Origin of the sequence: Streptomyces sp. NPDC006365, assembly GCF_042870755.1 — a bacterium.
Lineage (GTDB): Bacteria > Actinomycetota > Actinomycetes > Streptomycetales > Streptomycetaceae > Streptomyces > Streptomyces xiangluensis.
The window spans coordinates 158,348-183,621 of the sequence record NZ_JBIAHS010000014.1; the positions used below are offsets into that span (position 1 = coordinate 158,348).

28 protein-coding genes are annotated in these 25,274 nt (G+C 69.2%); 5 read left to right on the forward strand and 23 right to left on the reverse strand.

Annotation, left to right across the window (positions count from 1 at the left end; genetic code table 11):
• Positions 1 to 150 precede the first annotated feature (150 nt).
• Positions 151 to 474: a hypothetical protein gene (locus ACFYO0_RS31855; protein WP_388682994.1), complete on the forward strand. Its 324-nt coding sequence runs from the start codon at positions 151 to 153 to the stop codon at positions 472 to 474.
• Between the two features lie 40 nt (positions 475 to 514).
• Here the strand turns inward: ACFYO0_RS31855 and ACFYO0_RS31860 are convergent, their stop codons facing one another.
• Entirely contained in the window at positions 515 to 1,942 is a 1,428-nt protein-coding gene (locus tag ACFYO0_RS31860) for a hypothetical protein (protein WP_388682997.1), read from the reverse strand.
• A gap of 299 nt (positions 1,943 to 2,241) precedes the next feature.
• Here ACFYO0_RS31860 and ACFYO0_RS31865 point away from each other — a divergent pair, with 299 nt between their 5' ends.
• Entirely contained in the window at positions 2,242 to 4,074 is a 1,833-nt protein-coding gene (locus ACFYO0_RS31865) for an endonuclease/exonuclease/phosphatase family protein (RefSeq protein ID WP_388683000.1), read from the forward strand.
• A gap of 85 nt (positions 4,075 to 4,159) precedes the next feature.
• Here ACFYO0_RS31865 and ACFYO0_RS31870 read toward each other — a convergent pair whose 3' ends face one another.
• The 7 genes from ACFYO0_RS31870 to ACFYO0_RS31900 all read right to left on the reverse strand — a co-directional run bounded on the left by ACFYO0_RS31870 (position 4,160) and on the right by ACFYO0_RS31900 (position 8,638).
• Positions 4,160 to 4,897 carry an SRPBCC domain-containing protein gene (locus ACFYO0_RS31870; protein WP_388683002.1) on the reverse strand — a complete coding sequence of 246 codons (738 nt, stop codon included), beginning with the start codon at positions 4,895 to 4,897 and terminating at the stop codon, positions 4,160 to 4,162.
• Positions 4,898 to 4,923: 26 nt separating this feature from the next.
• Positions 4,924 to 5,559 carry an ArsR/SmtB family transcription factor gene (locus ACFYO0_RS31875; protein ID WP_388683005.1) on the reverse strand — a complete coding sequence of 212 codons (636 nt, stop codon included), beginning with the start codon at positions 5,557 to 5,559 and terminating at the stop codon, positions 4,924 to 4,926.
• A 90-nt stretch (positions 5,560 to 5,649) separates the two neighbouring features.
• Positions 5,650 to 6,357 (reverse strand): antibiotic biosynthesis monooxygenase, encoded by a 708-nt coding sequence (locus ACFYO0_RS31880; RefSeq protein WP_388683007.1) that lies wholly within the window; start codon positions 6,355 to 6,357, stop codon positions 5,650 to 5,652.
• Between the two features lie 123 nt (positions 6,358 to 6,480).
• Complete coding sequence (locus ACFYO0_RS31885) at positions 6,481 to 7,326, reverse strand: DUF3618 domain-containing protein (RefSeq protein ID WP_388683010.1); 846 nt, start codon at positions 7,324 to 7,326, stop codon at positions 6,481 to 6,483.
• Positions 7,323 to 7,736 (reverse strand): phage holin family protein, encoded by a 414-nt coding sequence (locus tag ACFYO0_RS31890; protein WP_388683012.1) that lies wholly within the window; start codon positions 7,734 to 7,736, stop codon positions 7,323 to 7,325. The genes ACFYO0_RS31885 and ACFYO0_RS31890 overlap by 4 nt, the downstream gene beginning before the upstream one ends.
• Before the next feature lie 90 nt (positions 7,737 to 7,826).
• Positions 7,827 to 8,504, reverse strand: a complete 678-nt coding sequence (locus ACFYO0_RS31895; protein WP_388683014.1) for a hypothetical protein — start codon at positions 8,502 to 8,504, stop codon at positions 7,827 to 7,829.
• The gene (locus ACFYO0_RS31900; protein WP_388683017.1) at positions 8,501 to 8,638 is read right to left on the reverse strand and encodes a hypothetical protein; all 138 of its coding nucleotides are present in this window, start codon (positions 8,636 to 8,638) and stop codon (positions 8,501 to 8,503) included. The genes ACFYO0_RS31895 and ACFYO0_RS31900 overlap by 4 nt, the downstream gene beginning before the upstream one ends.
• A 174-nt stretch (positions 8,639 to 8,812) precedes the next feature.
• Between ACFYO0_RS31900 and dapA the strand changes: the two genes are divergently transcribed.
• Positions 8,813 to 9,709, forward strand: a complete 897-nt coding sequence (gene dapA / locus ACFYO0_RS31905; protein WP_388683019.1) for a 4-hydroxy-tetrahydrodipicolinate synthase — start codon at positions 8,813 to 8,815, stop codon at positions 9,707 to 9,709.
• 17 nt (positions 9,710 to 9,726) lie between these two features.
• On the opposite strand, the gene ACFYO0_RS31910 is transcribed toward dapA, so the two are convergent.
• The 7 genes from ACFYO0_RS31910 to ACFYO0_RS31940 all read right to left on the reverse strand — a co-directional run bounded on the left by ACFYO0_RS31910 (position 9,727) and on the right by ACFYO0_RS31940 (position 15,229).
• Positions 9,727 to 10,911 (reverse strand): WD40 repeat domain-containing protein, encoded by a 1,185-nt coding sequence (locus tag ACFYO0_RS31910; RefSeq protein WP_388683020.1) that lies wholly within the window; start codon positions 10,909 to 10,911, stop codon positions 9,727 to 9,729.
• A complete protein-coding gene (locus tag ACFYO0_RS31915) occupies positions 10,908 to 11,465 on the reverse strand; it encodes a SigE family RNA polymerase sigma factor (protein ID WP_388683023.1) in 558 nt (185 codons plus the stop codon). Before ACFYO0_RS31915 ends, ACFYO0_RS31910 begins: the two co-directional genes overlap by 4 nt.
• A gap of 151 nt (positions 11,466 to 11,616) precedes the next feature.
• Positions 11,617 to 12,606 (reverse strand): 2,3,4,5-tetrahydropyridine-2,6-dicarboxylate N-succinyltransferase, encoded by a 990-nt coding sequence (dapD, locus tag ACFYO0_RS31920; protein WP_388683025.1) that lies wholly within the window; start codon positions 12,604 to 12,606, stop codon positions 11,617 to 11,619.
• A gap of 105 nt (positions 12,607 to 12,711) precedes the next feature.
• Complete coding sequence (locus ACFYO0_RS31925) at positions 12,712 to 13,641, reverse strand: CU044_5270 family protein (RefSeq protein ID WP_388683027.1); 930 nt, start codon at positions 13,639 to 13,641, stop codon at positions 12,712 to 12,714.
• A gap of 2 nt (positions 13,642 to 13,643) precedes the next feature.
• Positions 13,644 to 14,237 carry an RNA polymerase sigma factor gene (locus ACFYO0_RS31930; protein WP_388683030.1) on the reverse strand — a complete coding sequence of 198 codons (594 nt, stop codon included), beginning with the start codon at positions 14,235 to 14,237 and terminating at the stop codon, positions 13,644 to 13,646.
• A 103-nt stretch (positions 14,238 to 14,340) separates the two neighbouring features.
• Entirely contained in the window at positions 14,341 to 14,877 is a 537-nt protein-coding gene (locus tag ACFYO0_RS31935; RefSeq protein ID WP_388683031.1) for a TetR/AcrR family transcriptional regulator, read from the reverse strand.
• Between the two features lie 31 nt (positions 14,878 to 14,908).
• Positions 14,909 to 15,229 (reverse strand): DMT family transporter, encoded by a 321-nt coding sequence (locus ACFYO0_RS31940; protein WP_388683034.1) that lies wholly within the window; start codon positions 15,227 to 15,229, stop codon positions 14,909 to 14,911.
• 237 nt (positions 15,230 to 15,466) lie between these two features.
• Between ACFYO0_RS31940 and ACFYO0_RS31945 the strand changes: the two genes are divergently transcribed.
• Together ACFYO0_RS31945 and ACFYO0_RS31950 are read left to right on the forward strand one after the other, a co-directional pair.
• Positions 15,467 to 17,221 carry a hypothetical protein gene (locus ACFYO0_RS31945; RefSeq protein WP_388683038.1) on the forward strand — a complete coding sequence of 585 codons (1,755 nt, stop codon included), beginning with the start codon at positions 15,467 to 15,469 and terminating at the stop codon, positions 17,219 to 17,221.
• Positions 17,222 to 17,523: 302 nt separating this feature from the next.
• Complete coding sequence (locus tag ACFYO0_RS31950) at positions 17,524 to 18,468, forward strand: AbfB domain-containing protein (protein ID WP_388683041.1); 945 nt, start codon at positions 17,524 to 17,526, stop codon at positions 18,466 to 18,468.
• Between the two features lie 95 nt (positions 18,469 to 18,563).
• Here ACFYO0_RS31950 and ACFYO0_RS31955 read toward each other — a convergent pair whose 3' ends face one another.
• The 8 genes from ACFYO0_RS31955 to ACFYO0_RS31990 all read right to left on the reverse strand — a co-directional run bounded on the left by ACFYO0_RS31955 (position 18,564) and on the right by ACFYO0_RS31990 (position 25,175).
• Positions 18,564 to 18,896, reverse strand: a complete 333-nt coding sequence (locus ACFYO0_RS31955; protein WP_033317897.1) for a metal-sulfur cluster assembly factor — start codon at positions 18,894 to 18,896, stop codon at positions 18,564 to 18,566.
• On the reverse strand, positions 18,893 to 19,360 hold the full coding sequence (gene sufU / locus ACFYO0_RS31960) for a Fe-S cluster assembly sulfur transfer protein SufU (RefSeq protein WP_165340002.1): 468 nt from the start codon (positions 19,358 to 19,360) through the stop codon (positions 18,893 to 18,895). Before sufU ends, ACFYO0_RS31955 begins: the two co-directional genes overlap by 4 nt.
• A gap of 19 nt (positions 19,361 to 19,379) precedes the next feature.
• Positions 19,380 to 20,636, reverse strand: a complete 1,257-nt coding sequence (locus tag ACFYO0_RS31965) for a cysteine desulfurase (protein WP_388683044.1) — start codon at positions 20,634 to 20,636, stop codon at positions 19,380 to 19,382.
• The gene (gene sufC / locus ACFYO0_RS31970; protein WP_388683045.1) at positions 20,633 to 21,397 is read right to left on the reverse strand and encodes a Fe-S cluster assembly ATPase SufC; all 765 of its coding nucleotides are present in this window, start codon (positions 21,395 to 21,397) and stop codon (positions 20,633 to 20,635) included. Before sufC ends, ACFYO0_RS31965 begins: the two co-directional genes overlap by 4 nt.
• Before the next feature lie 7 nt (positions 21,398 to 21,404).
• Entirely contained in the window at positions 21,405 to 21,722 is a 318-nt protein-coding gene (locus ACFYO0_RS31975; protein ID WP_388683171.1) for a non-heme iron oxygenase ferredoxin subunit, read from the reverse strand.
• Positions 21,723 to 21,727: 5 nt separating this feature from the next.
• A complete protein-coding gene (gene sufD, locus ACFYO0_RS31980; RefSeq protein WP_388683048.1) occupies positions 21,728 to 22,909 on the reverse strand; it encodes a Fe-S cluster assembly protein SufD in 1,182 nt (393 codons plus the stop codon).
• Between the two features lie 113 nt (positions 22,910 to 23,022).
• Positions 23,023 to 24,444 (reverse strand): Fe-S cluster assembly protein SufB, encoded by a 1,422-nt coding sequence (sufB, locus tag ACFYO0_RS31985; RefSeq protein ID WP_388683050.1) that lies wholly within the window; start codon positions 24,442 to 24,444, stop codon positions 23,023 to 23,025.
• Entirely contained in the window at positions 24,441 to 25,175 is a 735-nt protein-coding gene (locus ACFYO0_RS31990) for a helix-turn-helix transcriptional regulator (protein WP_388683052.1), read from the reverse strand. The genes sufB and ACFYO0_RS31990 overlap by 4 nt, the downstream gene beginning before the upstream one ends.
• Positions 25,176 to 25,274: the final 99 nt, after the last annotated feature.

Consider the following 25,274-nt stretch of genomic DNA (forward strand, 5'->3'; position numbering starts at 1 on the left):
TGACTGAACTCTGGTTGAACGCGGACCGACAACCGGGAGCCAAGGGACCACCCATATGGCCCAGCAATCCCGGCGTGCGAACGAATGATCGGAAGAATCTTCGTAAAATAGGCATTAATCATCCGCACGACCCATGGGAGGCGAGCCGGAGTGGACGCACGTCAGGCGCGCCGCCTCCATGAGGACCGGCTGATGGGGCTGGCCCATGTGACCGGTGTCGGCATCGGCCGGGACGAGGACTCGGGCGAGGATGTGATCGTCGTCTTCGTCACCCACGAGGTGCCCCGCGACCGTCTCCGGCCCGAGGACGTGATTCCGGACGAGCTCGAGGGCGTACCCGTACGCGTGCTGCCGATGGGCGACGGCGAGACGCAGGACGACACGCAGGACGACACGCAGAGCGAGACGCAGGCCGGGTCAGAGAGCGAGGCGCAGGGCGAGACGGAGCAGGAGCAGTCGCAAAGAGGCTCGTGAGTCCCTGGAACGCACCCGCGCCGAAGCCCCCTTACACCCGTCAGCCCCCTTTCTGCGACCGCGCCTTGAACGCCGCCTTACGGGCCTCCTTGGCGACCTTCTTGTCCGGGTGGAGCCGCCCCATGGCCTCCAGGACATCCGGTGTGGCCGGGTGGTCGACGCGCCAGGCGGCGGCGAAGAAGCTGCTGTGCTGGGCCGCGAGCCCTTCGACCAGGGACTGGAGTTCCTCGGAGTTGCCCTCCGCCGCCAGCTGCGCGGCGATCGTGTCGACGGTCAGCCAGAAGATCAGTTCCTCGGAGGGTGCGGGCACGTCGGGGGCACCCCGCTCGGTGAGCCACACCCGGGCGAGCCCGCCCAGCTCGGGGTCGTCGAGTACTTCGCGCAGGGCCTGTGAGGCCTCGCCGCCGACGAGCGACAGGGCCTGCTGGCAGAGCAGCCTCCGCAGCGGTGCGCCCGGGTCGGAGCCGCGGGCCGCGGCCAGCAACTCCCGTGCGGCGGCGAGGGGTTCACGCCGGGCGAGCCACTGATCGGTCTCGGCCTGTGCTGCCGCGGGCGGGAACGTGGAGGTGCCGTCGAGCAGGGCGTCCGCCCCCTTGTCGGCGAGGTCGCCGACCGCCGGGGCGTGGATCCCGTCCTCCCGCAGCCGGGTCCGGATGCCGTAGAGGCCGAGCGGGGTGAGCCGCACCATTCCGTACCGCGAGATGTCCGTCTCGTCGGACGGCGCCGCGGGCTCCTCCTCGGGGTCGGTCATCAGCGTCTCGTCGACCGGCTGGAAGTCGACGAGACCGGCCGGTTCCAGGAGCCGGAACTGGTCGTCGAGCCGCATCATCACGTCCGACACCTGCTCCAGGACGTCGTTCGTGGGCTCCGCCATGTCGTCCGGCACGACCGCCGAGGCGGCGAGCGCGGGCAGCGGCACCGGGCTGTCGCCGGCTCCGTCCTCGCTGACGGTCAGCAGGTAGAGGTTGCCGAGCACGCCGTCGAGGAAGTCGGCCTCCGCGTCCGGGTCCCAGTCCAGTGCGGAGAAGTCGATCTCGCCGTCGTCGTCCATGGCGGTCATGAGGTCGTCGAGGTCGGGCACGCTGGCGTCGGCGAGCGCCGTGTCCAGGGCGATGCGCCACAGGCTCAGCACGTCGGCCGGCGCACCCGAGGTGACGAGTGCCAGTTCGGCGCCCTTGTCGACCGTCCCCTCCTCCTCGTCCAGGACCGCGACGAGGCCGGTGTCCACAGCCACCCGCCAGGCCTCGCTCGCGAGAGCGGCGGCATCCTCCCCCTCGAGGCCGAGTTCCGCGGCGGCGCCCGGCAGTTGATCCTCGACGAGTTCGCCGCCGGCTCCGACCCGGGTGTCCGGGCCGGCCCAGCGGGCGAGGCGTACGGCACGGGAGAGCAGGGGCGTGGCGAGCGCGTCCCGCGCGAGCTCCGCTTCGGACGTCAGCCGCACCGGCGGCAGGGTGGAGCTGTCTGACATCGGCTGGTTCTCTCCTCGGACGTACAACCGTGCACAGGTGCATGGGGTCGGGCGGCCGTCCCGCACGTCGTGCTCCGGCCGCCCCTTGACCGCAGCCTCAGCCTAGACGGATTTCAACCCACTCGGCCTAGTTCATGAACCTGTCAGAACCCGTACATGGCTGAAACCTTGACAAGTCACGTGGCCACACACGAGATTGACGCGCGTAGAGCCCTATTGCTCCTCAGGCTCCACTGGATCCACCAGTCCCTTGCACCACCCTCGTCCCGGCGCTCATGTAAGTCCCCGGAGGGATTCCGTTGCCGAGCAAGTCTTCCGCGCGCATAGCCGCGCTCACCGTCGCCGCCGTCTGTTCCACCGTCTCCGCCGTGGTGTTCACCGGCTCCGCCCAGGCGGATGCCGTGGCCGTCCACGACATTCAGGGCAGCACCCGGACATCCCCGCTCGCGGGGCAGCAGGTCACGGATGTGACCGGCATCGTGACGGGCGTACGGACCTACGGTTCGTCCCGTGGCTTCTGGATCCAGGACCCGAACGCGGACGACAACCCGGCCACCAGCGAAGGAATCTTCGTCTTCACCAGCTCCACGCCGAAGGTCGCCGTCGGGGACTCGGTGAAGGTCTCGGGCACCGTCACGGAGTTCGTGCCGGGCGGTACGTCCTCGGGCAACCAGGCGGTCACGGAGATCACCAGGCCGACGGTGACGGTGGTGTCGAGCGGCAACGCGCTCCCGGCGGCCACGACCATCAGCGGTCGTTCCGTACCGGACACGTACGCGCCCGCGGGCGACAAGGACGCGAACGGCTCGGTCAACGGGCTGGCCCTGCAGCCGCGAAAGTACGCCCTCGACTTCTACGAGTCCCTGGAGGGCATGAACGTCAAGATCGGCTCCTCGCGTGTCGTCACCGCCACCGACCCGTTCTCCGAGCTGTGGGTGACGGTGAAGCCGTACGAGAACCCGAACCGCCGCGGCGGCACCGTCTACGGCTCGTACGACGCGCAGAACACCGGCCGGCTGCAGATCCAGTCACTGATCCCGACGGCCACGCAGCCGTTCCCGACGGCGAACGTCGGCGACACCCTGAAGGGCACCACCGAAGGCCCGCTCGACTACACGCAGTTCGGCGGCTACACGCTGACCGCCCGCACCCTGGGCACGGTCGCCGACGGCGGACTGGAGCGCGAGACGACCCGTAAGCAGTCGCGGAGCGAGCTGGCGGTGGCGACGTACAACGTCGAGAACTTGGACCCGACGGACGATTCCTTCGCCGATCACGCCGCCGCGATCGTGAAGAACCTGCAGTCGCCCGACATCGTGTCCCTGGAGGAGATCCAGGACAACAACGGCGCGAAGAACGACGGCACGGTCGCCGCCGACGAGACGATGCGCAAGCTGACCGACGCGATCACCGCGGCGGGCGGCCCGGCCTACGAGTGGCGGGCCATCGACCCCGTCGACCTGGCGGACGGCGGCCAGCCGGGCGGCAACATACGCAATGTATTCCTCTTCAACCCGGAGCGCGTCTCCTTCACCGACCGCGCGGGCGGCGACGCGACGACCGCCGTGGGGGTCACGAAGACCAAGGGCAAGGCGCAGCTCACCGCGTCCCCGGGCCGTATCGACCCGACGGACGAGGCGTGGCAGAACAGCCGCAAGCCGCTGGTGGGCGAGTTCGTCTTCCGCGGCAGGACCGTGTTCGTGATCGCGAACCACTTCGCGTCGAAGGGCGGTGACCAGGCGCTGCACTCCCAGTACCAGCCGCCGGTCCGCTCCTCGGAGACCCAGCGCCACCTCCAGGCGAAGTCGGTGAACGCCTTCGTCAAGGACATCCTCGCAGCGCAGAAGAGCGCGTCCGTCGTCACGCTCGGCGACATCAATGACTTCGAGTTCTCTCAGACGACGAAGCTCCTGGAGGACGACGGCGTCCTCTACTCGGCCATCAAGTCCCTGCCGAAGAGCGAGCGTTACAGCTACGACTTCCAGGGCAACAGCCAGGTCCTCGACCAGATCCTGATCAGCCCGTCGATCCGTAAGTACTGCGACTTCAGCTACGACAGCGTGCACATCAACGCGGAGTTCGCCGACCAGATCAGCGACCACGACCCGCAGGTCCTCCGGTTCAGGCCGTAGTTCCTGTGCGCGGACGAGCCCGGCCCCGTCGTCCGGGGGGCCGGGCTCGTTCCCTTTTCCGCCTCGCACGTACGCCTGTACGGGCTCAGGCGAAGACGCTGTTCAGCCAGCCCTGCCAGGCGGTCTCGTCGGCTTTGGCGTCGGCACCGGGCGCGAAGTCGTGCACCGAGATGCCGACCGGATAGCCCCAGTGGTTACGGCCGAAGAAGCGGATGAGGGCATCCTCCGTGCGCAGCCCGAGGAAGTACGGATTGCGGAAGTCGACCTCAGTGTCGAGGAGTTGACCCTCCGGACCGCGCGCCTGGACCCGCGCGCCCTCTGCGGTGTCGTCCCCGAGGCCGAGCGCCCGCCCCACCGCGGCGAAGGCGTCCGGTGCCTTGGAGGCCTCGGGTCCGTCGAAGGTCGTGAAGGCGACGACCGGGCGTCCGCCGAACTGCGTCAGGAACTGGCGCAGCGTGTGCAGATAGAAGTCCGTGTGCCGGCCCGCGGCGTCGTACTGGTTGTCCCAGTCGTCGACCAAGATGCCGCTGTGCACGTACCGCACCCAGGCACGGCGGCCCTCGTCGCGCGGTTCGATGGTGTAGTCGAGCTGGTTGAGGGTCTGCTCGGAGATGCCCTCGACGTCTTCGATGCGGTTGACGTAGCGGTGCGGCGGGTCCCAGGCGGTGACCGTGGACCCCATCGCGCCCTTGCCACCCACGCGCGGCTCGGGCGGCTCCGACGGCCACAGCCAGCCACCGGTGTTGTTGGTGATCGCGTCCCACACCTGCTCCGGTGTGGCGTCGACCTCGAACTCGCGGGCGATCTCGAATTCCTTGGACATGGTGGGCTCCTGAGCACTTCTGGCTGCTACTGGTTCAGTTCCGGGGCGGGTTGGTCCTCGACCGTGGGCTGGGCCGCCGTGGGCTTGACCGTGGGATGGACGGCGACGACGATCCGGTGATCCCGGCCGCCCTCGGCATCGGGCGCGTCGTACTTGCGGATCAGCGCGCTCACACCGGCCGTCAACTCCTGGATGAACGCGGCCCGTTCGGCGGCCGAGGCGAATCGGACCTCGCCGTCGAGCGCGTACGTCGCCAGCCGTTTACGGGCCTTCGCCGCGCCCGTGATGAGCAAGCCGACGTCCCGGACCAGCCGGGCGCCGAGTGCGAGCAGCCAGCGGGCCGAGAGCTGGTCCCGGAAGCGGTCCGGGTCGGGCTGCACGGAGGCGAGCGCGAGCGGCGAGATGACGTACGACGCGGCGGTCGCGCGCATCAGCCGCTCGGTGACATTGCCCTTGCGGCGCTCCCCCGCGAGCTCGACCAGGCCGTGCCGCTCCAGCGCCTTGAGGTGGTAGTTCACCTTCTGGCGCGGCAGCCCCACCTTGCCGGCCAGCATGGCGGCCGACGCGGGTCCGGCCGCCAGCTCGGCGAGCAACTGGGCCCTTTTGGGGTCCAGGGAGGCGGCGGCTGCCGCCGGGTCCTCGATCACGGTGACGTCCAACATGGCTCCACCGTCTCACCGAAAGTTTTTCTTGTCCAGACGGTTAGAGTTTTCGGTGTGCCACTTCGAGGTGCGGTCACTTCGGGGTGCGAGTCACTTCGGGACAAGGCCGAGGGCGTACGAGTACCTGCTGACCGTGGAGCCCTTCAGGCCGGGGTATGTCTGTACGCGCTCCCACTGCGGCGTGCGCGATCCGACGCCGTCGCCCGGGCCGGACAAGGCGTCGATGTGGGCCTGCGCGCTCTCCCACTCCGCGTAGTTGAGGACCTTCGTGCCGTCGGTGCTCAGGTGGAAGTGGGCGGAGAACCCGCCGGTGTGCTGCTTCGGCTCGCTCTCCAGCGCCTCGAACACGGCGTCCACCCAGGCACGCTGCCGGTCGGGGTCCGGACCCTCGAACTCGACGTCGACGATCACGATGCAGCCGGGTACGCGTGGCTCCGCCTCGGGGCGGGTGCCGCTGCGGTAGTGCCGGTACCGTCCGAGGGCCACCCGCTCGATCCCGGGAACCGCGGTGTCGATCTCGTCGACGCGCCCTTGCCGGTGGACCTTCGTGAACGCCTCGTACGCCTGCTCATCCGCCCACTGCGAGTGGTGCAGCAGGGTCGTGCCGTCGTGGCCGGTGTAGACGTAATAGCCGAGCAGGCCCTCGGTCGGCCAGGGCCTGCTCTCCCAGGTGTCTGCGATCGCCTCGACGGTCCGCTTCTGCCGCTCGGGCGTCCCCACCCGCCAGGTGCTGAAGAAAGGAGCTCTGACTGCGGGGCGGGTCATATCGGGGTGCACGTCGGTACGGCGCGTGGTCATCACAGCCTCCAGTGTTTCGATGCTCGGTGCGAGCACCTCCCACCCTCTGACCTCAACCAAAGTTCAGGTCAAGGTCATGAAGGCGGCAACAAGATGACTGTGGCGCTGTGACGGCTGCCGGTGTCAGCGACGGCCCACAGCGCGGCGGAGGTCAGTAGCGCGACCGAGGCCGGTAGCGCGGCGGAAGCGGAGACCGCTCGTGCGGCGGAGACCGAAGCGGCGAAGGCCCGTGGTACGACGGAAGTCGATGGGGCCGAGGCCCGTCGTGCCGCGGAAGCCGGTGCGGCGGAAGCCCCTGGGGCCGCGGAGACCGATGCGGCCGAGGCCCCTCGTGCGGCGGATGCCAATGCGCCCGAGGCCCTTGGTCCGGCGGAAGCCGATGCCACCGAGGCCGGGGGTCCGGCGGTTGCCCACGATGTAGCGGTGGCCCTGGGGCTGACGGCGCAGCAACCCCGCCGCGATCGCAGCTCCCACTCCGGTGATCAGCAGCGACCGAGGGTGTCGCCGCCCGGCTTGACCGACCGCTGTCGCGGCGGTACGCACGGGCTGCGGCACGTTCGCCTGCACGGCATGCCCGGCGTGGGCGGCCTTCTCCTGTACCGCGTGCCCGGCATGAGCGGCCTTCTCCTGTACCGCGTGCCCGGCATGAGCGGCCTTGTCCTGCACGGCATGCCCGGCGCCGGAAGCCTTGCTCTTGAGCTTCGCGCCCCCCGCACGCGCGCGGCCCCGCACATCCGCCTTGGCGGCCAACTCCTCTACGGTGTCGCCCAGTTGCGCACGGGTCTGAGCGATCTGCTGTCGCAGTTCGTCCGGGCCCTTGGCCCCACGAGCCGCCTTCGCGGCGTCCTCGGGCGCGGCGGACTCCGCAGGCTCTCCGGCCCCGGCGGCTCCCGCGGCGCCGGCCGCGGCAGCCCCGGCAGCCCCGGCAGCCCCAGCCTCGACGCCGTTCTTGTTCTTCCTCTCCTTCATCGATGAGCCCTTTCCTTGATTTCGTCAACGTCGGTCCGGACGCTGTCGAGGGTCTTCTCGGGCATGGGAGGCGCGGCGCGGCGCAGCTGGCTGCGGCCGGCCTGGCCCAGGACGGCGGCGACCACGAAGAGTACGGCCGTGACGATGAGCGCCGCGGCCCATACGGACAGCACCAGGGAAAGCGCGGCGACGCCGGTGCCGGCCAGGGCCATCACGCCCACATAGGCGATGGCACCGGCCGCGCCCAGCAGCCCGCCACCTCGCCCCGCGCGCCGTCCCTTCTGCGCCAGCTCCGTCTTCGCGAGCCGCATTTCCTGCCGTACGAGCTCGGAGAGCTGTTCGGTGGCCTGTCCGACCAGTTCACCCACCGAGTGGTTTTCCTCCGGCCGCCGCTGCATGGTCTCGGTCACAGCGCCCCGCCTCCTCTCGTCTCGGGACGACCGAGTACCCCACCGAGCCGCCGCTACCCGTTCCCGGCGCCTGTGCTCGCCGAGTCGGCGCTACTCCTGTCCGGCCCCCTGCTCGCCGAACCGGGCCAGCTGGGTCTGGAACCAGTCGAGCCGGGCCTGCAGGAGCGCGGCCTCGGCGATCAGCTCGGACACGCCGAGCCCTTCGGGCAGGTCACCGCCGGACGGTGCGGCACCGCCCCCGGCCCGTACCCGCAGCCCCTCTCCGCCCAGCCGCGCGAAGGTCGCCAGGGATACGGACGGACGGCCGCGTACGCATCCGGCGCAGCTCGCCGCGAGCGCCCGCCAGCCGGGCCTGCCCCAACCGGCGTCGGCCAGCGCCACGGCCACAGAGCCGCACGTACAGGGGCCGACCGTGGCGGTACGGACCCGCTGCCGGGCGTAACGGAACCCGAGCTCGAAGCGCAGGTAGGCGCCGAGGACCGACACCTCGAGGAGTACGGCGGTCCGGTGCTCGGCGGTGCACAACATGGCCTCCGCCGCCGTACGGTCGTGCACGCAGTGGAAGCCGCAGTCGCAGCGGCGATGCGGTGCCCGGTGCCGCAGCCCGTACACGCAGCGGGCCTCGTCGAGCACCCCGTACGGCAGCGCGCCGCCCAGCGACACACCGGTGAACCCGGCCCGGCTGCCGTCCTGCGACAGCATCGGGTGGGCGATCTTGAATCCGGTGGGCGGCTCCGCCGGACGTTCCTCGGGGAGCCGCCACCTCATCGCGCGACCGGAACCTCTTCGGCGGCGGGCTCCAACTCCTCGATCTCCTCAGCGAGTTGAAGCTCTTCCTGTTCCTCTTCCACCCACGGCCGCTCCTCGGCGACTCCGGTGGCGAGCGCCTTACCCAGCCTCATAACGCCTCCCGTGACCGATCACCAACTACCGTTCCTCGCCATGGTGACCCAAAGGCCGCCGAGTTCCTAGACCGCGCTCGCACGCTCAGCTTCGGCCACCGCGCAGGGTTCCTTACGGATATCTCGTAGGAGAATTAAGTGGAGCTTCAGCGTCGGTGTGCCGACACTACGGACATGACCACATCCCCCGCCCCGCCTTTCGGCCGCGCCCTCTGCGCGATGATCACGCCCTTCACCGAGGACGGGCTGCTCGATCTTGACGGTGCGCAGGCCCTGGCCGAGCGGCTGGTCACGGACGGATGCGAGGGGCTGGTGCTGTCGGGAACGACCGGGGAGTCACCGACCACGACGGACACCGAGAAAGCCGCGCTCGTACGGGCCGTGGTCGAGGCGGTCGGAGGGCGGGCCGCGGTGGTGGCGGGCGTCGGGACCTCCGACACGCGGCACACGATCGAGCTGGCCCAGGAGGCCGAAAAGGCGGGTGCGGACGGCCTGTTGGTGGTCTCGCCCTACTACAGCAAGCCGCCCCAGGAAGCCCTCGAGGCCCACTTCCGGGAGATCGCGGACGCCTCCGGGCTGCCGCTCGCGCTGTACGACATCCCGGGCCGCACCGCCACCCGCATCGAGCCGGAGACCATGCTGCGCCTCGCCGCGCATCCGCGGATCGTGGCGGTCAAGGACTGCGCGTACGACCTGCTCGGCACCCAGAAGGTACTCGCCCGCACGGACCTCGCGTACTACACGGGCTGTGAGGAGTTCACGCTCCCCCTGTACGCGGTGGGCGGCGCCGGATACATCAGCACCGTCGCCAACGCCGCACCCCGCCAACTCCGGGGCATCCTGGACGCGTTCGACGCCGGTGACACCACGGAGGCCGCCCGGCGACAGCGCCGCGCCATCCCTCTCGTCGAGTTGATGATGGCGTCCGGCCTGCCCGGCACGGTCACGGCGAAGGCCCTGCTCGGTGCCCTCGGCCTCCCCGCCGGTCCCGTTCGCGCACCGCTGCGGCCCGCCGGCCACGAGACGGTCGACGGGCTGCTGGCCGCGTACGAGCGGCTCGTGGCCGCCTGATCGGTGTTCGGCGAAGATCAGCGTTCGGCGAAGATCGGCGTCCAGCGTCCCGGCGCGCCGTCCTTCCCCTTGAGAGCTCCACTCAGCCGCACGAGTTCGTCGCTGCCGATCGTGACGACGACAAGCCGATTGCGGTGCTCGTTCTGGCCCGGTTCGCTGTACCAGACGATGAGCCGCTCGTCGCCGACCCAGGCGAGCGGGTCGTATCCCCGCACCTTGGCGATCCGCTCGCCGGTGTAGGCATCAAGGACGGCGCCGTTGGTCGCGGCCAGTTTGCCGTTCGGGGACACTCCCGCGTCGTTGAACCAGTGCGTGTACTTCTCGTTCGCGGGCTTGTCGACCTGGTTGCCCTCGAAGTCGTAGTACTGCATGTGGGGTGCCCTGGAGAGCCCGGAGTAGACGAGTTTGCCGTCGTGGCTGAAGGCGAAGTCCTGACGGGCGTTGCTTTCGTCGCCCTCCGGGACCTCGCTCCACGATCCCTTGCCGGAGGCCACGTCGATGACGTAGAAGCCGTTCCGCGGCTGGTCCTGCGACTGGTCGTAGTCATTGTTCTTGCCGTCGCCGTCGCTGTCGTAGTCCACCTTGTACCGCAGGTCGGGGTTCGTCTTGTACGTCGTCGCGACGAGCTTGCCCCCGTCTGGCGAGAAGGCGACGCCCGCGACGCCGCGGTCCACCGGGATCCAGCGCTCGACCTCGCCGGTGAGCAGGTTGAGCAGGCCGATCCGCTGGGTGGGCAGGTCCTTCTCCAGGACGGCCGCGGTTCGCATGCCGGGGGCGATGTCGATGAAGGACCACTGGGTGGCCTTCTCGTACTTGCCGGTCTTCTGGTCGAGGAGCCGGTACTCGCGGACGGCGACGGCACGGTCGTCCGTCTGCTTGACGTTCTTCCGGGTGTAGTACGCGGCCAGCGCGACGTCTCCTGCCGCGATCATGTCGCGTGGGGGCGACTGGTCGGGGTGGGCGATGACGTCGCTCTGGTTCATCTCGGTCGCGAGCCGCGCGCCGTCCTTGCCGGAATCCAGCATCGGCAGCGCCACCACGATGGCGACCACGGCGGTGGTGGCCGCGGCGACGGACGCGAGAGCACGGGTACGGCGGCGTCGCCGGGCGGTCAGAACGCGGTCGGCGAACCGCGGGGGGACGGGCACGGCCTCGGTGGCCTGCTCCCGCAGGGAGTCACGCACCAGTTCGTCGACGTTCACGGGCGTACCTCCACGGGCGAGAAGTCGCGGGACGGGTTCTGTTCGGCGTCGGCGAGTCCGAGTGCGGCCAGTTCGGGTGCGAGGGCGCGCAGCCGGGCGAGTGAGCGGTGCGTGGTGGAGCGCACGGTCCCGACGGAGCAGCCGAGGATCCGGGCCACGTCGCCCTCCGGCAGATCCTCGAAGTACCGCAGCACGAGCACGGTCCGCTGCCGCGGGGTCAGCCGTGCCAGCGCCCCGCGCATGACGATGCGCAGCTCGGCGGCGGAGGCGGCGTCACCACCGCCCGTCCCCTCGGGCGGCTCGGCGACCGTCAGCTCCCGTCTTCGCCACTTCAGCCGCCACCTGCTCACCTGCTGCCGGTACAGGATCCGCCGTACGTAGGCTTCCGGCTCGTCGATCCGCTGCCATCGGCCCGCGGCCTTGATCAGCGCGTTCTGCAGCAGATCTTCGGCGGCGTGCCGGTCTCCGCCGCTGAGCAGGACGGCGGTCTTCAGCAACGCCGACGACCGGTTCTCCACGAACTCCCGGAAGCGCTCCTGCCCTTGGGCATCCATCGTCACCGTCTCTTTCCCGGCGGGCCTCCCCCGCTCCCACCTCTACGGACGCGCCCGGCGGCATCCCGCTATGCCCCTGCCGAGAGAAATTCCACAGCAAGCCGAGCGCCCTCCCACGGTGACCGTGGGAGGGCGCTCGGCTGATGCGGAACTAGTTGTGGCTGTGAAGGATGTCGTTCAGCCCGCCCCACGCCGCGTTGTTCGGCCGCGCCTCCACCGTGCCGCTGACCGAGTTGCGGCGGAAGAGGATGTTCGAGGCGCCGGAGAGTTCGCGGGCCTTGACGATCTGGCCGTCGGGCATCGTGACGCGGGTGCCGGCGGTGACGTACAGGCCCGCCTCGACCACGCACTCGTCGCCGAGCGCGATCCCGACGCCCGCCTCGGCGCCGATCAGGCAGCGCTCGCCGATGGTGATGCGGACGTTGCCGCCGCCGGAGAGGGTGCCCATGGTGGAGGCGCCGCCGCCGATGTCCGAACCGTTGCCCACCACGACCCCGGCTGAGATACGGCCCTCGACCATCGACGTGCCGAGCGTGCCCGCGTTGAAGTTCACGAAGCCCTCGTGCATGACCGTGGTGCCCTCGGCGAGGTGGGCGCCGAGCCGGACCCGGTCGGCGTCGGCGATGCGTACGCCCTTCGGCGCCACGTAGTCCGTCATGCGCGGGAACTTGTCGACGGACGTCACGGCCAGGTGGAGGCCCTCGGCGCGGGCGTTCAGCCGGACCTTCTCGAGGTCGTCGACTGCGACCGGGCCGAGCGAGGTCCAGGCGACGTTGGCGAGGTGCGCGAACATGCCGTCCAGGCTCTGGCCGTGCGGCTGCACCAGGCGGCGCGAGAGCAGGTGGAGGCGCAGGTACACGTCGTGCGCGTCGATCGGCTTCTCGTCGAGCGAGGCGATGACCGTGCGGACCGCGACGACATCGACGCCCCGGCGGGTGTCCGGCCCGATCGCCGCGGTCGCGCCGCCGCCGAGCAACTCGGCGGCACGCTCGGCGGACAGCCGCTCCGTACCGGACGGACCGGGCTCGGCTACGAGCTCCGGCGCGGGGAACCAGGTGTCGAGAACGGTGCCGTCGGCGGCGACCGTGGCGAGGCCGGCGGCGACGGCGCCGGTGGTGCGAGAAGCAGTCGTGTCGGTCATGGGGGCAACCTAACCGGCGGGGAGCCATCCGGGCGAACCCGTGGACGGGGCGTCTCAGAGAACGGGCGCCCGGCCCGTGCCGTGGCAGCCGCGGCTGCCACGGGCTCAGCTACGCTGACCGGCCTCATCCACCACCGCCCTGGTCACGATCGAGGTGCCGAAGGCGGGCTTGTCGTGACCGTCGAGCTGGCGCAGGCCGACGATCCGGCGGGTCTCCGGGTCCAGCAGCCATTCGTCCGTCGGCCCGTCCTTGTAGGGGCTTTCGTAGCGCAGGGCGATCACCCTGCGTCCGTCGGCGGTCTTCACCAGGTGGTCAACGACCTTCCCGCCCGGCAGCGTCGCGAGGGCGCGGTAGAGCCCCGCCAACCCGTCGGGCGGCACCAGGTGGGCGTTGAGAAGGCCGCGGATCTCGCCGTAGTCCCGCTGCGTCCTGGTCACGTCCGTCCGGGACTCGTCGTCGTAGGCGTCGCGGACGGCCTCGAGCACCTGCTCGCCGTCGGTCGGGAGGGCGGTCAGGAACCGGTACGCCTCGCGGGGCGAGGGGTTGGGGTTCTCGTGGGTGAGGAGCTTGCCCCGTTCCTCTTGGGCGGCCAGCGTGCCGTCGTACTGGATCCACTCCTCCTCGACGGGCACCATGACCTTCGCGTTCCTGCCCCGCGCCTCCTGCCTGGACTTGGTGTAGATCCACTGCTTGGCCCGGGGCTCCGTGGCCGGCGGCTCCTGCTCCACGACGTCCGCGGCCCGCTCCAGGAACTCGGCCGCGCTCAGCCCCTTCAGGCTCATGCTCGGTGAGGCCGCGGGCTGCACCTTCCGCCCGGAGCCGCTGCCCTCCACCAGAAACGACACCGTGAAGGCGACCGCGGTCACCGCGGCCACGACCGCCGCGATCACGAACACCCGTCGCCGCCTCACGTTCCCGGGCCGCTGCCCGGCCTTCGCGGCCTCGACCAGCCGCCCGCGCCCCGGCGCGAGCCGCCCGCGGTCCGGCACCGGCGCTTCGGCGCGCAGCTCCCGCACCCGCGTCATGTCCTCCATCGCTACGCCACCTCCGCCGCGTCGCTGACGAACGCCGGGTCGGCGCCGAGCGCCGCACGCACCTTGCGCCGGGCCCTGTTGAGCCGGGAGCGGACCGTCCCGACCGGGATGTCCAGGGCCTCGGCGACCTCCTGGTAGGTGAGGTCGGCCCAGGCGACGAGCAGCAGTACATGTCGGTCCGCCGCCGGAAGCGCCGCCAGGGCACCGGCGAGCGGTCCCTGCGCCGCGACCCGGCTCTCCGTCTCCTCGACCCAGGACGCCGCGACCGGGTCGTGCCCGGTCCGCGCCAGCGCCTTGAGCGCCCGCACCTCGGTACGCCGCTGCTTGCCGATGAGGTTGCCCGCGATGCCGTACAGCCAGGGGCGCGCGTTGGTGCGCGTCAGGTCGTAGCGGCCACGGATGCGGAACGCCGTGAGGAAGGTGTCCGCGGTGATGTCGTCGGCCATGCCGTCACCGAGACGCCGGGTCACGTACCTGTGGATGTCGGCCGAGTACCGGTCGTAGAGCCGGGCGAACAGCTCCGGTTGCTCCAGCGACTGGGCGACGACCTCGGCATCGTCCGGCGCCTGCGTCTCCGTTGGCGGTGGACCCGTCACAAGGCCTCCCCCTGCTTCGTCGTCCCGAGCCGATCTTGTCACCCCTCTGTTCCCCGATGGGCGGCAGAAGGTTCACGGCTCATGGGCACCGCACAGAAAGGGCTCAGGGGATCACGCGGGCCATCACCTCCCGGGCGTACTCCTCGTCATACGCCGTCCCCGTAAGCAGCACCTGCAGACAGATGCCGTCCAGCAGTGCGGCCAGGGCGCGGGCGGTGACCGGGTCGGTGCGGTGGGCGATGCGCTCGGCGAGTTCCTGGCACCATTCGGCGGCTACGGGGCGCAGGGCTGGGCGTCGGAGGGCGGCGAGGTAGAGCTCGTACTCGAGCTCCACTCCCGTACGGTCGCCCGCCAGCCACTCGCCCGTCAGGCCGGCGAGTTCGGCGGCCAGGTCGCTCCTCGGGTCCTCCAGGGCACCACGTGCGGCGATCAGCTTGGCGAAGCCCTCGTTCGCCTGGCGGAGCGCGGCGACCATCAGCTCGTCGAGGGTCTTGAAGTGGTACGTGGTGGAGCCCAGCGGAACATCGGCCTCGGCCGCGACGGAGCGATGGCTCAGCCCGGCTATGCCCTTGGCGCCCACGACCCGGATGGCCGCGTCGATGATCCGCCGGCGCCTGTCGGGGTCGTAGCGCCGGACCATCAGTGCACCCCCCTTGTGACATGGCGGCCCATCAGTGCCCACCGCCCAGGTGCAGCACCACGACCCCGACGATGATCAGCGCGATCCCGGCCGCCTTCGCCGCGTTCAGTCCCTCCCCCAGGAACACCATCCCGATCGCCGCGATGGCCGCAGTGCCGACTCCGGCCCAGATCGCGTACGCCGTGCCCACCGACACGGTCTTCAGCGTCTGGGCGAGCAGCACGAAGGAGATGACGTATCCGACCCAGGTCCCCACCGTGGGCCACAGTTTGCTGAAGCCGTCGCTGTACTTCATGGCGGTCGTGGCGGCCACCTCGGCTGCGATGGCGACGATGAGCAGTGCGTATCCCATGCGTACGAGCGTACACATCGATGCGTACGCCTGTACACAAGGGGGGAGGGATCGGGAAAGACGGTTCAGTCGAGGAGCGTCTTCCTGGGTCCCGGTAACGCGGAACTCGTGGCCGGCCCTCGCCACCGGAATCACGACGGCCGGACGACGAACTTGTGCGGATCCGCGCAATGGCCACTGTCGTTTGCGCGCATTCCGTTGTAGAGCCCGCGAGTTACCGCTGGTTACGGTGCGGCCATGAGCAGAGGAGCCGCACATCGCAACAGGCCCTGGACGCGTGCCCTGGCCGCCGGAGCGCTCGCCGTGGCGGCGCTGACCCTGGCACCGTCGGCAGACGGAACACCGGGCCGTACGGAGACCGCCGTGGAGTCCACGTCGCCGGTCACCGAAGTCACTGAGACCGAGGTGTCCGTACGGATCCCGCTGCCGGTCTCGGCCGGCAGTCACCCGGCGCGCTGCGACTGGCTGTCGTACCTGCGCTACCGGTCGTCGGACGGGCCCTCGAAGTCCGCCGACGCCGACAGGATCCTGGTCGCCCAGCCGGGCATTCTGGAGGGCGCGGGCGCCTTCGACAGCGTGGCCCGGAACACGGTGAAGGCGGCAGCCGAGAAGGGTCGGCACATCGAGTTCTGGGCGCTGGACCGGCGCTCCAACTGCCTTGAGGACAACGCCGGGATCGGAACGGGCAATGCGACGAAGGCCGTTGACTATTACTACGGTGGCAAGCAGGTCGACGGGCGTAAGTTCGACGGCTTCCTGACGAGCGGTCAGGCGGGCTGGCTCGCCGAGGTCGGCCTGGAGCAGACCGTGCGCGACCAGTACGACCTCCTGTCCGCCGAACTGCCCGGCCAGAAGCTGCGCAAGGAGAAGGTGCTGTGCGGCGGGCATTCGCTGGGCGGCGTCCTCACCGGCGTCTTCGCCACCTGGGACTTCGACTCGAACCCCGCGACGAAGGCGGACGCGGGCTTCAACCAGTGCGCGGGCTACTTCGCCCTGGACACCACGATCTCCACCTCGCTGGACGACCTGAACGGCACGCCGTCCGGTCCCGGCGGGTCCCTGTTGCCGGGACTGATCCCGGACACGAGCATCGGTTATGCCGCGGTACAGGCCGGGTTGCGCACTGGAATTCTGCCCCGGTTCCTCGCGCTTCCCGCAGTGCTCAATCCCGAGACGATGAACCTGCTCGCGCTGAGCGGTCTGGCCGCCCGTGAAGCGCCCGACGCCGAGTCCGCGCTGCTCGACTCGGTTCCGTCGAACGCCAACGTCGAGACGACGGGCCGCATGCTGTTCTCCAAGAACTCGGAGGTCTTCCTCAAGGGCAGCCCCACCATCCGCGACTTCCGGCTCACCAACGAGGCGGTGCTCGGCGCCTTCATGGACGACCACTCGGCGCCGCTCGCCTTCATCCAGACGAGCGTGGGCTTCTTCGACAGTGCGGGCGGCAATGGCAGCGGCGGTGCCGGGATCGTGGACAAGAACTTCCCCGTCTCGAACAGTGACCCGGCCCAACCAGCCCTCTTCGGTACGGAGTTGAAGGCGATCCCGGACGAGCCGGGCGGCCCCCTCTACACCTGGCGCAACTACGACCGGGTGGGCGCGGCGGACGACCCGGTGTACCGCTCGGCCAGTGGCGCCCCGTTCACGACCGCCGCCAAGGAGGTCACGGACATCGGGGAGTTGGCCCGCAGCCTCTCCGAACAGCCGCTGGACTTCACCGAGGACTACTTCCCGACCAGGCTGGTCACGGACATCCAGCTGATCGACGATCCGCAGCTCGCGGGCAAGTTGGTGCACAAGGAGGGCCTCACCGCGAACCCCAAGGTCACGTTTGTCGCGGGCGACGGAATCCTGGCGGACCACATTCCCCAGGACGAGAACCCCGTGGTCCTGCCGGGCTACCAGCACCTGGACGTGCTCACGGCCGCGCCCGTTCAGAACGACGGAAGCCGGGAGAGGATCGCCGCCGGCCTGTCGGCGTTCGCACGCTGACGCTGCGTCACTCCCCGCATGCTCCCCGCCGGGAGCATGCGGGACGGTGCGGTTCGGTCACCAAGTGAGCGTGATTTGCTTCAGGTTATGAAATTGTTCCCTCCGGTTTGAAACCGCTCTCTGAAAGGCCTGCTCAGAAGGCGCCGGGTCTACTACTGTTTCACCGTCGCGCACCGGAGTCACACGGCCACAGCCGTTCGTTCCGTGTGTCCGCGACCTCCGCTTCCTCTCGTGCTTCCTCTCATGGCGAGGGCACATGACCAATCCGCGTTCGCCTCAAGGCGACGCTGGAGGAACAGCGCATGCCAGACAGCAAGCCCGGACCCGGTCCGGACCAGCCCGCGCCTGAGCCGAAAGGCGCCCAGGGCCGTCCCCCACGTGCCGCTGCCAAAACGGCGGATCCCCAACTCCCCGCGGAACAGCCCCCGAAGGTATGGGAGACCGGCGAAGACCTCGACGGAGGCCGCATACCCGGGACGCGCCGCCTCTACCTGGCCGGCGTACTGGCCGTGGCGGTGCTGGCCTCCACGGTGACCGCGATCGCCATACTCGACAAGACCGAGGGCAAGGGGTCGCAAGAGCCGCAGACCACCTCCGCCGAGCAGCCGGTCGTCCCCGGCTACACCCCCGAAGGCCCCACCACGGAGCCCAGCGGAAAGAGCGGCCTTTCCTCACCGCAGCCTTCCCCCGAGGAGGACGCCGCCTCGGACGGCAAGGACGGTCCCGACTCTTCCGAGGCCCAGCAGCGGGGCTCCGAGCCCCTCCCCGAGCCGTCAAAGCCTCCCGCCTCGAGCAAGGCCCCCGCCAAGCCGCCGGCCTCCTCGCGGAAGTCGGTCCAGGCGGTCAACTACCCCGACCGCTACTGGCACTTCAGCGACGGCACCGGCCGGCTCGACCAGGTGAGTTCCGGCAGCTCCGACGAGACCCGGCGGGACTCCACCTTCAAGCTCGTACCCGGACTCGCCAACCCCGACTGCGTGTCCTTCTCCACCGGCGACGGAAGCTACGTCCGCCATCGCGACTTCCGCCTCCGTACGGACCGTCACGACGGCTCGGAGCTCTTCAAGAAGGACGCGACGTTCTGCCCGCGCCCGTCCTCGTACTCCGGCGCCGTGATGCTGGAAGCGGTCAACTACCCCGGCCGCTTCGTGCGCCACCGCAACTTCCAGCTCCGGCTGGATCCGTACGACCACAGCAATCTGTACCGGGCCGACTCGGCGTTCCGGCTGGTCGACGGCTTGAGCTGAGCCGTCAACGGCGACCGTGAAACGCGGTGCGTGACCTCAACAAACGTGTGGGGGCCCCGGCAGCTGCCGGGGCCCCCACACACGTATATGCGAACTCAGACGTTGAACCCGAGCGCCCGAAGCTGCTCACGCCCGTCGTCCGTGATCTTGTCGGGGCCCCACGGCGGCATCCAGACCCAGTTGATCCGGAGCTCGCTGACGAGGCCGTCCGTGGCGGACTTGGCCTGGTCCTCGATGACGTCCGTCAGCGGACAGGCCGCCGACGTCAGGGTCATGTCGAGCGTCGCGATGTTCGCGTCGTCGATGTGGATGCCGTAGATCAAGCCGAGGTTGACGACGTCGATGCCCAACTCGGGGTCGACCACGTCGTACAGCGCCTCGCGGACCTCTTCCTCCGAGGCCGGCTTCATCTCAATGGTCTCGCTCATGCCGTTTTCCTTTCGGCGTCGGCCTCGCCCAGGGCCTGGGCCGTCGCGTCCTTCCACGCCATCCAGCTCAGCAGGGCGCATTTCACACGGGCGGGGTACTTGGAGACCCCGGCGAACGCCACCGCGTCCTCCAGGACCTCCTCCATCGCGTCGTCCGGCTCGATGCGGCCCTTGGACTGCATCAGCTCCAGGAAGGTCTCCTGGATCTTCTGCGCCTCGGCGAGCTGCTTGCCGACCAGCAGTTCGTTCAGTACGGAGGCGGAGGCCTGGCTGATCGAGCAGCCCTGGCCTTCGTAGCTCACATCCGCGATCTGTGAGCCCTCGTACTTCACGCGCAACGTGATCTCGTCACCGCACGTCGGGTTGACGTGGTGCACCTCGGCGTCGCCATCCCGCAGACCGCGCCCGTGCGGGTGCTTGTAGTGGTCCAGGATGACTTCCTGGTACATCGAATCCAGCTTCATGCGATCGCTCGCCAATCCCTCAGCCGAAGAAGTTCCGTACGTAGTCCAGGCCTTCCACAAGTGCTTCGATCTCACCCGGCGTGGAGTACAGATAGAACGACGCTCGCGTGGTCGCAGGAATTCCGTACCGGAGGCAGACGGGCCGGGCGCAGTGGTGGCCGACCCGGACCGCGATGCCCTGCTCGTCGAGGACCTGGCCCACGTCGTGGGGGTGGATGTCGCCGAGCGTGAAGGAGATCGCCGCGCCGCGCTCCTCGGCCGTGGTGGGGCCGATGATGCGCAGGTCGGGGACCTCCGACAGGCGCTTGACCGCGTACTCGGTCAGCGCGTGCTCGTGGGCCGCGATCTTCTCCATGCCGATGGAGGTCAGGTAGTCGATCGCCGCACCGAGCCCGACCGCCTGCGCGATCGGGGGCGTACCGGCCTCGAACTTGTGGGGCGCCGGTGCGTACGTCGACGAGTGCATCGACACCGTCTCGATCATCTCGCCGCCGCCGAGGAACGGGGGCAGGTCCTCCAGCAGCTCCTGGCGTCCCCACAGGATGCCGACGCCCGTCGGAGCGCACATCTTGTGGCCGGTGAAGGCCACGAAGTCGGCCTGGAGCGCCTGCACGTCCAGCGGCATGTGCGGCGCGGCCTGCGAGGCGTCGATGCAGACGAGAGCACCGACCTCCTGCGCCCGGCGGATTATCGCCTCAACCGGGTTGAAGGTGCCGAGGATGTTCGAGACCAGCACAAAGGAAACGATCTTCGTCTTCTCGGTGATGATCTCGTCGATGTTCGACAGGTCGAGGCGGCCGTCGTCGGTCAGGCCGAACCACTTCAGCTTCGCGCCCGTGCGCTGCGACAGCAGCTGCCACGGAACGATGTTGGAGTGGTGCTCCATCTCCGTGATGACGATCTCGGTCTCGTGGTCGACGCGGTAGGGCTCGTCGGCCCAGCCGAGCATGTTGGCCACGAGGTTGAGCGATTCGGAGGCGTTCTTGGTGAAGATCACCTCGTCGCGGCTGGGCGCGTTGATGAACGTGGCGACCTTGTCCCGCGCGCCCTCGTACAGCGCCGTGGCCTCCTCGGCGAGCACATGCACACCGCGATGGACGTTGGCGTTGTGGCGCTCGTAGTACTCGTTCAGGGCGTCCAGTACCTGGCGCGGTTTCTGCGAGGTCGCCGCGTTGTCGAGGTACACCAGCTTCTTGCCGTCGTGGACCTGTCGGTCCAGAACGGGGAAGTCCTTGCGGATCGCCTCTGTGTCGAGGAGGCCCGGCAGCTGTGTCACGCGGATACTCCACCCTTCGTGTAAGCCTCGTACCCCTCGTTCTCCAGCTTGTCGGCCAGCTCGGGGCCGCCGGACTCGGCGATCCGCCCGCCGGCGAAGACGTGGACGTGGTCGGGCTTGATGTAGCGCAGGATGCGCGTGTAGTGCGTGATGAGCAGCGTGCCCACCTCGCCGGTCTCCCGGACGCGGTTGACGCCCTCGGAGACGACCCGGAGCGCGTCGACGTCGAGGCCGGAGTCGGTCTCGTCGAGGATCGCGATCTTCGGCTTGAGCAGCTCCAGCTGGAGGATCTCGTGGCGCTTCTTCTCACCGCCGGAGAAGCCTTCGTTCACGTTGCGCTCGGCGAAGGAGGGGTCCATGTTCAGGTGCTGCATGGCCTCCTTCACCTCCTTGACCCACGTACGCAGCTTCGGGGCCTCGCCGCGGATGGCGGTGGCGGACGTACGGAGGAAGTTGGAGACCGAGACGCCGGGGACCTCGACCGGGTACTGCATCGCGAGGAAGAGGCCGGCGCGGGCGCGCTCGTCGACGGACATCTCCAGGACGTCCTCGCCGTCGAGGGTGACGGTGCCCTCGGTGATCGTGTACTTGGGGTGACCCGCGAGCGAGTAGGCGAGAGTCGACTTGCCGGAGCCGTTCGGGCCCATGATGGCGTGCGTCTCGCCCTGCTTCACGGTGAGGTCGACGCCCTTGAGGATCTCCTTCGTGGCGTTGTCGGCCTCGACGGTGACGTGCAGGTCTCGGATTTCAAGCGTTGCCATGGGTGCCTCAGGACTCCTGGGTGAGGGAGACGAGCACATCGTCCCCTTCGATCTTTACGGGGTATACGGGAATGGGGCGGGTCGCGGGAAGGGCGTCGGGTTTCCCGGAGCGCAGATCGAAACGCGAGCCGTGCAGCCAGCACTCGATGTGGCAGTCGTCCACCTCGCCCTCCGACAGCGAGACGTTCGCGTGCGAGCAGATGTCGTAGATCGCGAACACCTCGCCCTCGGTCTGCACGACGGAGACCGGCGTGCCGTCGAGTTCCACCCGCTTCGGGGTGTCCTCCTCCAGCTCGCTCAGCCCGCAGGCGCGTACGAACGCGATGGCCATCAGACCGACGCCTCCAGCTCCTCGTCGATCTTCACGAGCAGCCGCTCCTCGATGTCGTCGACACCGATCTGCTGGACCAGCTCGGCGAAGAAGCCGCGGACGACGAGGCGGCGGGCCTCCTCGGCGGGGATACCGCGGGCCATCAGGTAGAAGAGCTGCTCGTCGTCGAAGCGGCCGGTGGCACTGGCGTGGCCCGCGCCGACGATTTCGCCGGTCTCGATCTCGAGATTCGGTACGGAGTCGACCCGTGCACCGTCCGTCAGGACCAGGTTCCGGTTCATCTCGTACGTGTCCGTACCTTCGGCCTTGGCCTCGATCAGGACGTCGCCGATCCACACCGCGTGCGCGTCGTCGCCCTGGAGCGCGCCCTTGTAGGCGACGTTCGACTTGCAGTGCGGGGTGTTGTGGTCGACGAGGAGGCGGTGCTCCTGGTGCTGTCCCGCGTCGGTGAAGTACAGGCCGAAGAGCTCGGCCTCGCCGCCGGTGCCGGCGTACTGGACGCGCGGGTGGAGGCGTACGAGATCGCCGCCGAAGGTGACCACGAACGACTTGAAGGTGGCGTCTCGGCCGATCAGCGCGTTGTGCTGGCCGACGTGCACGGCCTTGTCGTCCCAGTCCTGGACGGAGATGACGGTGAGCTTGGCGCCGTCGCCCAGGATGTAGTCGACGTTGGCGGCGAGCACCGCGTCACCGGTGTGGTCGATGACGACGACGGCCTCGGCGAAGGCGCCGAGCTCGACTACCTGGTGGCCGTAGGCGGTCCCGCCCTCGCCGTGCACGGCGACCCGGATCGGCTCGGTGAGCACCGTCTCCTTGGGGACGGTGATCACGCCGGCCTGCTCGAACGCCGAAAACGCCTGGGCGGCCACGCGGTCCACCGGAGTGCCCGCCTTGCCGATCCGCGCGTCGTCACGACCGACGGTCTCGACGGTCACGCCCTCGGGGGCCTGCACATCGACCTTCACACCGGTGCCGGTGGCGACGGCGGTGCCGTCGTGCAGCCCGCGCAGCCGCTCCAGCGGGGTGAACCGCCACTCCTCCTCGCGGCCGTGCGGGACCGGGAAGTCCGCCACGTCGAAGGACGGGGGCGCGCTCATGCGCGTGGCGACGGTCGACTCGGCGGCGACCGCGATCTGGCCCGCGGTGGTCGACCCCACGGGGATGTTCTGAGCCTCAGCCATGGCTGTCGGTCTGCTCTCTTCCTACGTAATGAGTCTTCGGGCTGCTGGTGGGGGGCGGATCCGCCGCCCCCCTAGACGTCGATACTGGAGTAGACGTCGGTACCGGAGGTCGGTCAGCCGACCGCGCCCTCCATCTGCAGCTCGATCAGCCGGTTGAGCTCAAGCGCGTACTCCATGGGCAGTTCCTTGGCGATCGGCTCCACGAAGCCGCGCACGATCATGGCCATCGCCTCGAACTCGCTCAGACCGCGGCTCATCAGGTAGAAGAGCTGGTCCTCGGAGACCTTGGAGACGGTCGCCTCGTGGCCCATGGACACGTCGTCCTCGCGGACGTCCACGTACGGGTAGGTGTCGGACCGCGAGATCGTGTCGACGAGCAGCGCGTCACACAGCACGTTGGACTTCGAGCCGTGGGCGCCCTCGCCGATCTCCACCAGACCGCGGTACGACGTACGGCCGCCGGCGCGCGCCACCGACTTGGAGACGATGTTGGAGGAGGTGTTCGGCGCCATGTGGACCATCTTGGAGCCGGCGTCCTGGTGCTGCCCCTCGCCCGCGAAGGCGATGGACAGGGTCTCGCCCTTGGCGTGCTCGCCCATCAGGTAGACGGCGGGGTACTTCATCGTGACCTTGGAGCCGATGTTGCCGTCGATCCACTCCATGGTCGCGCCCTCGTACGCCACGGCGCGCTTGGTGACCAGGTTGTAGACGTTGTTCGACCAGTTCTGGATGGTCGTGTAGCGGCAGCGGGCGTTCTTCTTGACGATGATCTCGACGACCGCGCTGTGCAGGGAGTCGCTCTTGTAGATCGGCGCCGTGCAGCCCTCGACGTAGTGCACATAGGCGCCCTCGTCGACGATGATCAGAGTCCGCTCGAACTGGCCCATGTTCTCCGTGTTGATCCGGAAGTAGGCCTGGAGCGGGATCTCCACGTGCACGCCCTTCGGCACGTAGATGAAGGAGCCGCCGGACCACACGGCGGAGTTCAGCGACGCGAACTTGTTGTCACCGACCGGGATGACCGTCCCGAAGTACTCCTTGAAGAGCTCGGGGTGCTCCTTCAGGGCCGTGTCGGTGTCCAGGAAGATGACGCCCTGCTCCTCCAGGTCCTCGCGGATCTGGTGGTAGACGACCTCCGACTCGTACTGGGCCGCGACACCGGCGACGAGGCGCTGCTTCTCCGCCTCCGGGATGCCGAGCTTGTCGTACGTGTTCTTGATGTCCTCGGGCAGGTCCTCCCAGGACTCCGCCTGCTTCTCCGTGGAACGTACGAAGTACTTGATGTTGTCGAAGTCGATGCCCGACAGGTCCGAGCCCCAGTTCGGCATGGGCTTCTTCTCGAACAGGCGCAGGCCCTTGAGGCGGAGCTTGGTCATCCACTCCGGCTCGTTCTTCTTCGCGGAGATGTCGCGTACGACGTCCTCGTTCAGGCCGCGCTTGGCAGAGGCACCGGCTACGTCGGAGTCGGCCCAGCCGTATTCGTACGTACCCAAACCCTCGAGCTCAGGGTGGGCAGTCTCCGTGGGGAGAGTCATGCGGGGTTCCTCCCGGCCGTGCTTGCAGATGCGTTATCGGTGGTCTGGTGGGTTGCCTTGGGGATGAACGTCGTGCAGACGCCGTCGCCATGGGCGATGGTGGCCAGCCGCTGGACATGCGTCCCGAGCAACTGGGAAAAGATCTCGGTCTCCGCCTCGCACAGCTGGGGGAACTGCTCGGCGACATGCGCGACCGGGCAGTGGTGCTGGCAGAGCTGCTCGCCGTTGTGGGGAAGGGGAGCGCTGCGCGCTGTAGCAGCGTACCCGTCCGCACTCAGGGCCTTGGCCAGGGCTTCGGTGCGCTTGTCGGGGGCGGCGGCGTCGATAGCCTTGCGGTAGGCCCCGGCCTGTGCGGCGATCCTGGCGCGGGCGAAGGCGGCGACGGCTTCGTCACCGCCTTCACGCTCGGCGATCCAGCGCAGCGCGTCGGCGGCGAGCTTGTCGTACGACTGGTCGAAGGCGTCCCGGCCGCAGTCCGTCAGCGCGAAGACCTTGGCGGGCCGGCCGCGCGTACGTGCTCCGTAGACACGCTTCTCACGCGGCTCCACCACGTCGTCGGCGACCAGAGCATCCAGATGCCGGCGCACCGCCGCCTGGGTGAGGCCGAGGCGGCCGGCCAGATCGGCCACGGTCGACGGGCCGTGATCCAGGATGGAACGCGCGACCCGGTTGCGCGTGGAGCGCTCACCGGTCGCTAGTTCCTCCTGCGGAGCCTGGCCGACGTTTTTCACAACACCATTGTTGCGTAATTCCCGAGAGCGTGACAACCCGCGTCCGTGCCGCCCGGCGTGCGGTGCATCACTTAGGCATACCTAAGCTGACCTGCGGAG